7 protein-coding genes are annotated in these 6,739 nt (G+C 55.4%); 5 read left to right on the plus strand and 2 right to left on the minus strand.

Features of this window, described 5'->3' with window-relative positions; all coding sequences use genetic code 11:
• Window positions 1-16 precede the first annotated feature (16 nt).
• Window positions 17-355 (minus strand): ArsR/SmtB family transcription factor, encoded by a 339-nt coding sequence (locus QP995_RS09010; protein ID WP_256882012.1) that lies wholly within the window; start codon window positions 353-355, stop codon window positions 17-19.
• A gap of 72 nt (window positions 356-427) precedes the next feature.
• On the opposite strand from QP995_RS09010, the gene arsB reads away from it, so the two are divergent.
• Both arsB and QP995_RS09020 read left to right on the plus strand, forming a co-directional pair.
• Window positions 428-1,495 (plus strand): ACR3 family arsenite efflux transporter, encoded by a 1,068-nt coding sequence (arsB, locus tag QP995_RS09015; protein WP_076773203.1) that lies wholly within the window; start codon window positions 428-430, stop codon window positions 1,493-1,495.
• A gap of 14 nt (window positions 1,496-1,509) precedes the next feature.
• On the plus strand, window positions 1,510-1,938 hold the full coding sequence (locus QP995_RS09020) for an arsenate-mycothiol transferase ArsC (protein ID WP_101687435.1): 429 nt from the start codon (window positions 1,510-1,512) through the stop codon (window positions 1,936-1,938).
• On the opposite strand, the gene QP995_RS09025 is transcribed toward QP995_RS09020, so the two are convergent.
• Window positions 1,935-2,441: a hypothetical protein gene (locus QP995_RS09025; RefSeq protein WP_284853135.1), complete on the minus strand. Its 507-nt coding sequence runs from the start codon at window positions 2,439-2,441 to the stop codon at window positions 1,935-1,937. The two genes, QP995_RS09020 and QP995_RS09025, sit on opposite strands and share 4 nt — an antisense overlap.
• A 211-nt stretch (window positions 2,442-2,652) precedes the next feature.
• Here QP995_RS09025 and QP995_RS09030 point away from each other — a divergent pair, with 211 nt between their 5' ends.
• The 3 genes from QP995_RS09030 to QP995_RS09040 all read left to right on the plus strand — a co-directional run bounded on the left by QP995_RS09030 (window position 2,653) and on the right by QP995_RS09040 (window position 6,248).
• Complete coding sequence (locus QP995_RS09030) at window positions 2,653-3,609, plus strand: DUF418 domain-containing protein (protein WP_069359292.1); 957 nt, start codon at window positions 2,653-2,655, stop codon at window positions 3,607-3,609.
• A 2-nt stretch (window positions 3,610-3,611) separates the two neighbouring features.
• Window positions 3,612-4,685: a trypsin-like serine protease gene (locus tag QP995_RS09035; RefSeq protein WP_070605778.1), complete on the plus strand. Its 1,074-nt coding sequence runs from the start codon at window positions 3,612-3,614 to the stop codon at window positions 4,683-4,685.
• 225 nt (window positions 4,686-4,910) lie between these two features.
• Window positions 4,911-6,248, plus strand: a complete 1,338-nt coding sequence (locus tag QP995_RS09040) for a sodium/glutamate symporter (RefSeq protein ID WP_053087322.1) — start codon at window positions 4,911-4,913, stop codon at window positions 6,246-6,248.
• Window positions 6,249-6,739 lie beyond the last annotated feature (491 nt).

Below are 6,739 nucleotides of genomic sequence, written 5' to 3' on the forward strand. Positions count from 1 at the left end.
TGCGACGAGCGCCCCACTAGCTCCCGTTCGCGTGACCGATATCCAGGATACGTCGCAGCTCAGCAAATACTTCAGGGCGTACCTCATGGGTTACTACCCGTCCACTCTTAGACCTAGTAAGCAGCCCGGCATCCGCCATGGTCTTTAAATGATGCGACACCGTCGGCTGACTAAGCCCAGAAACAGCGGCCAGCTCACCCACGGTCATCGGACTACAGCCAGCGGCAGCGAGCTGAGACAAAATTTGCAGGCGCGCCGGTTGCGCCAGCGCTTTGAAGAGCGTTGCCGCAGCTTGCGCTTCCGCCGTGTCGAGAGGCCGACCGCCAAGTGCACAGCATTCTGAGATTTCGTCCATACCTGTTGAGGCTACACGCCCCCCCAAAAAAATATATTGACAATCATCGATATATTGATTACACCGGAAACTATGACACAGACTACAAAGTCACTCAGCTTCCTAGATCGCTTCTTGCCGCTATGGATTGCAGCTGCAATGGCAATTGGCCTCATTCTCGGAAAAATTGCACCGTCATTTGTGAACTGGCTGGCAGAGGCAAAAATTGCGACAATTTCCGTACCAATCGCCATCGGCTTGCTGGTCATGATGTACCCACCGCTCGCAAAGGTTCGATACGACAAAACGGGCGAAATTTTGACATCAAGGAAGCTGATGGGCATCACAGTCTTCCTCAATTGGATTCTCGGCCCCGCACTGATGTTCATCCTTGCCTGGATATTCCTCAGCGATAGTCCAGAACTGCGCACTGGCGTGATTATCGTCGGTCTCGCCCGCTGCATTGCAATGGTTTTGGTCTGGAACGACCTATCTTGCGGCGATACTGAAGTCGCTGCCGTATTGGTGGCCGTAAACTCGCTATTTCAAATTCTCATGTTCGGCGCTCTAGGGTGGTTCTACCTGCAGATTCTGCCCTCCTGGTTGGGACTGGAAACCACTTCCGCCACCTTTTCTTTTTGGGCAATCGCACTATCCGTAGTGGTATTCCTCGGTATTCCGCTTCTAGCTGGCGCAGCATCACGCATAGTTGGTGAACGCGCCCGTGGTCGCGACTGGTATGAAAATGACTACTTGCCCAAAATCTCACCATTGGCGCTTGCCGGCCTTCTATACACAATCGTGTTGCTCTTTGCACTTCAGTCACAGCAGATTCTTGAGAATCCCTGGACCGTTGCGAAAGTGGCGCTACCACTAGTGATCTACTTCCTCGCCATGTTCGCGATCGCTCTCACTTCGGCCAAGGCCGCGGGCATGAACTACGCAACCTCCGCATCGATTGCTTTTACGGCTGCCGGAAATAACTTCGAGCTGGCAATTGCGGTTGCGATTGGCACCTTCGGCCCATTGTCCCAGCAAGCACTTGCGGGAACGATTGGACCACTTATTGAAGTACCCGTACTCGTTGCACTTGTCTACGTCACCCGCTGGCTCGGGCCGCGCCTTTTCCCCAATGACCTTTCCGTACCGGACAAACTATAGAAAAGGATTCTGAAATGAAGGAAATCCCGAAGGTACTTTTCATCTGCGTGGCAAATGCCGGTAAATCCCAGATGGCCGAGGCCATCGCGCGTGCAAAATATGCCACGCAGTTCATCGCCCTTTCAGCAGGAACGAACCCCAAAACTACTACCAATGCGCTTGCAGCCAAATCAGTTGCAGAAATCGGCGCCTCTATGGACGGTGCATCACCAAAGCCCATTGACCCCACGATTCTCCGGACTGCAGATCGTGTTGTCATCATCGGCGATGCCGCTCATGTAGAGCTCCCCTCGGACGCTCAAGGCTCACTCGAGCGTTGGCTTACTGACGAGCCTTCAAAACGAGGCATCGACGGAGAAGAACGCATGGACCTGATTCGCGATGACCTCGAGCGCCGTATCGACGAGTTAGCTGTCGAACTCCGTTCCACTAAGAATCCCTAAGCGGCAGAATCCAACAAAAGCCTCCTTATCGCCAGCGTAAGCCACACGACTACGCCGATGCCTGCGATGAGACCGAGAAGCAGGAATATCAGACCGACTCCCCAAAGCCCGGTGATGTCGTCAGTGCCGGCGATGATGCTCCAGCACAGGGCATAGCCGGCGACCGCTGCCCACCAGGTGGGCAGCAGGTTCAGAGTTGGTGCGGGCACGCGCATCATGGCAGAGGCAGTGAGGATGACCATCGCGAAGCCACTGCAGAAGACCTGCCACGGCGAATAGTCGTATTCGCCCTCGAGCGTCCACGCGAGCGTACAAAAGCAGATTACAAATGCGGCGACAAAGACGAAAACCGTGTGACCATATGCGATGCGCTCACCGTACTTTTTGGCCAGCCACGCGGTACCTACCCATGTGAGAGCAGTGGGGATGGCAATGATTAACAGGTACACGAGGAAGACGTCTGACACCTCGGACCAGGTGAAACTCGTCAGCATTGATCTCATGCCACTAGGTTACGCGTGCCCCTGGGCTTTTTGAACGCGCTAGTTTCCCAGTAAAAACACAGACGAAACACCGTGTTTTACACATGCTCACTTAATGTATTGTCAGATTCGGCTGCTACAACTAGAAAGTCGTTTTCAATACGCCATTTGTAGAGAGTGCTTTTTACCAAAGAGCACCTCCCTATAAGTTGTAGTAAAGGAGAAATCTGGGGTGAATAAACCTACCCGAATCGTGGGGCTTGATATAGCGCGCTCACTCGCCATCATCGGCATGATCATTGTCCATATGGCCTCACTACTTTGGAGCACAAAGGTTGTGCTCTCTGGCCTACCCTCATCACTGTTCGCCATCATCGCCGGCGCCACAATGATGATCATCGGCCGTAATTACAGCAGCACTACCTTCTTGCGTCTAATCACCCGCGGTGCCCTGATCATTCTCATCGGCCTGGCACTATTGCCGGTCGGTGGAGAAATTCAGGTGGTCCTCGTCATCATGGGCCTGGTAATGATGCTGGTTTCCTGGATGCCAGCGCTCGGAACCTGGTGGCGAGTCGGCTTCTTCATCGCCGCCACCATCGCCGCCACAATTAAGTACGCGCCTATGACGCTGCCGCAGATCTATCCGCTACTCGCGTGGATCGCATATTTCATCGGCGGCATGCTGCTTTACGACGTCTACCTACGCCGTCGCCTGCAAGACACTTCCACCTCTGAGAACAGCGCCAATGCTCGGTTGAGCTGGATTGTCACCGCTGTCAGTGCTGTCATCACGGCCGTCGGCATGTACTTCCGATTTGATCCCGAGATTGCTGGCTGGCTCCGTTTTACCGGACACACTGGCGTCTTCGGAGAAATCATTCTCTCCGTCGCAGTTGCCGCCATTGTCCTGCACTTGTGCCTTTTCATAGGCGATCGCTTCCCAGCTGTGGTTTACCCATTCGCGGCTATGGGAACAATGTCGCTGACAATCTACATCCTGCACGTTCTCACCGCGTTTTATTGGCAGCAGAATGTTGCATTGCATTCCACGTTGTCTGCAGCAGGTTTCATCGTATTCTTCCTCGTCATCGCTAGCCTCTGGAAGAAATTTGTCGGACAGGGCCCTGCCGAAAAACTCGTTGCCACCGCAATCAAGGGCATTGTTCCTTCTGGGAAAGGGAAATAACCGTGAAGAAAACATCTTTTTCCATCGCAGCAATTGTTAGCAGCACCCTGCTTCTATCTGCGACTCCAGCTCTTGCATTGGAAAACGGCGAACCCGCACCCGCCAATGCTGAAAGCAGTTCTGTGGCCGCGCTAAAGATTGGCAAAATCGGTAATTTCGGTGACTGCACCGGCACGCTGGTTGCCGACCAGTGGGTGCTCACCGCACGCCACTGCCTGGAGTCTGTGAACAACGAAGGGACCCAGGCCCGCATCGGTGGAAAGGTCTACGATGCCGATTCTTGGGCGCTTTCTCCAATGTCTGATGCGGGATTGCTTCACCTGACCGAAAAGGTCACCGACGCAACCCCGGCGAAGGTCTCCCGCGATATCCCCACACCTGGACAGACGGGAACTCTCTACGGCTGGAGCAGCAGCTCGTCCATGGCACGATCCGGGCAGCTTCCGATGACCAAGATGGTCGTCAATGAGCTGCTGGGAGGAGGCCCCACTGAAGGAACCCCAGGTGAGGCTGCGCCTGGTGGTGCTGTTCCGGGTGACGCTACTCCAGGCGAAGCTGTTCCGGGTGAGGCTATTCCGGGCGGCGCTGTTCCGGGTGACGCTATGGAATCAATGGAGATGCAGCCAGGAGCTGCCATGCCAGATGACTCCAAAACCGAGTCGATCCCGGCAGGGACAGAAAGTATCCCAGCCGACGCTGCCATGATGCCAATGATTCAAAGCGCCATCCTGGACGCACATTCCGTTTCCGGCGCGGGTATGCAGGGAGGCGACTCCGGTGGCCCATTCTTCGTCGACGGAAAGCTCGCTGGTCTCGCTACCGCCGGAACCTCCAATGGCGACCCTGACCTGCCCTCCCCCAGCGCAGCTATCACTACCCTCGCTGGCACTGCTGACTGGATCGATGACATCACCTCCGGCCGTGACACAGAAAGTGTGCTGACTGCGGAGAACACTCCTGCTCCGCCAAAGACCATTCAGACCAGCGGTGATCACGTGTGGGCCTACCTCGCCATCGCATGCGCTGGCGTGGTTATCGCAGCGGCTTGGTCGCGCATTAAGAATGGCCGACAGTAAAACCGTCTGACCTCAACCAAAACCACCTCCCAGAATGAACTGGGTAGGTGGTTTTTCTGCAAAGGAAGTGAGCTCAACTGGGGCCGAAGCCTCAAAATCTCGCGGTAGCTAACATACAATCGCAACGTATCCCTATGGTTCTAACCCTTTTCTTAGAATCCATGATGTGGTTCGCATAATTGTTAAATGGTGAAACCCCACCTACGAGAAAGGCAATAAGTTCACGTGGATGGCTACACACCCTTCGACGTCTTGATGGATATCGGTTGGATCTCGCTGCTGCTCATCATCGGTAATTTGATGCGACGGTTCATCCCCTGGTTCCAAAAGCTTCTCATCCCCGCACCGATTACTGCGGGCTTGCTCGGCTTGCTGCTAGGCCCCAACGCTTTGGGAATAATCCAGTTCAGCGAGCATTTCGGCGACTACGCGACCATTCTCATCGCGGCAGTCTTCGGTGCCCTGCCATTCACAATGGATTTCGATGCCAAGGTGCGCCAGCGCGCGCGAACGATGTGGTCCTATTCCGTAGGCATGTACCTGGCGCAGTGGGGATTCTTCGCGCTACTCGGCGTGATAATTTTCGCCCCACTGTTCAATACGCCGGACTGGTTCGGCATCATGCTTCCCGTTGGTTTCGTCGGTGGCTTCGGTGTGGCCGCCGCAGTTGGTGGCGCGCTGGACTCAGCAGGCATGACCGAGGCCACGAGTTTGGGTTTTACGGCCGCAGCGGTGGGCATGTTCTCCGCAATTATCGGTGGCGTGATTTTCGCCCGATGGGGCTCGAAGAAGGGCCATACCAACGAGCTGCCAGACTTGGATAAACTGCCGGAGGATATGCGGACAGGCATCATCTCCCTTCCTGGTCAGCGCCCAAGTGTGGGGCGGGCGACTACAAGCCCGTCCTCAATCGAACCAATCGCGCTGCACGTTGCAGCACTAGCGGTGACGCTCTTCCTGGCAAATATCCTGACCAACTGGGTCAATGACATCTTCCCTGCACTGAGCTTCCCACTATTCGCAATGGCATTCCTGGTCGGCCTGGCAGGTGTAGGCGTGCTGCACCTGATTAAGGCACCACACTACCTGGATGCAAAGTTGATGGGTTCGGTCTCCGGCGCGTCGACGGACTTCCTGGTTGCAGTCGGCATCGCGTCGATTGTGCCGGCAGTGGTGGCCACCTACATCGTCCCGCTAATTATCCTGTTCGTCGTGGGCCTGGCCTTCTGCCTGGTGTTGTTCTTCTACGTCGCACCACGCATCTTTGAACATGGCTGGTTCGAGCGCGCCGTATTCAGCTGGGGCTGGGCAACTGCCTCCGTGGCCACGGGCATCGCCGTACTGAAAATTGTGGACCCGGAGCAGAAATCCGGCACGCTCGAGGAATTTGGCATGGCCTATGTGGGATTCGCGCCCTTCGAGATCGCGGCAGCCATCCTCGCACCCATCGCAATCCTCGCCGGACTGGTGTGGCTATTCGGTGGAGTCGCGCTTATCGGCGGGCTAGCCCTGTTGATTCCGCCGATGATCATGCTGAAGAAATCGAAGACCAGGGCTTCGTAGAGTTCTTTATAGAGGGCGGGGACAGGAAAAGTTTTCTCCCGCCCTCTACTGTTGCGACCCCACCGTGGACTGACTAGGCCCGTCTGCCAGCTATTTTCTAGCGCTGCGCTCACTTATCGATGCATAATTCACCTATCGATGCGCTCCAGCGTATCCATAAGTGAATAACTCATCGATATGTGAAACCGAAAGCCAGCAGCGCGTACATGAGCTGAGGCAAATCGACCGGAATCAACCCAGCACCCCCTCAAGCTAAGTACCTTCAGGCCGACTAATCGAGCAGCGCCTCACACCGCATTTCTGATGGCCGCCCCTTTAATGCCCGGTTGTGCAGTGCGCGAGTTCGTCAGACCCAACGGCTACCCAACGACTTACCCCCCCCCCAAAAAAAAACGGTGAAAAACGGTGATTTGGGGGTTAAGTAGCAAAAAGTGTGTCCGCTCGGCGTGTTGCGGGGCGGGCACACCGTTTGTTACTTCATGGGGCCTTTT

The organism is Corynebacterium sp. MSK032 (genome assembly GCF_030232065.1).
GTDB classification, from domain to species: Bacteria; Actinomycetota; Actinomycetes; order Mycobacteriales; family Mycobacteriaceae; genus Corynebacterium; species Corynebacterium jeikeium_D.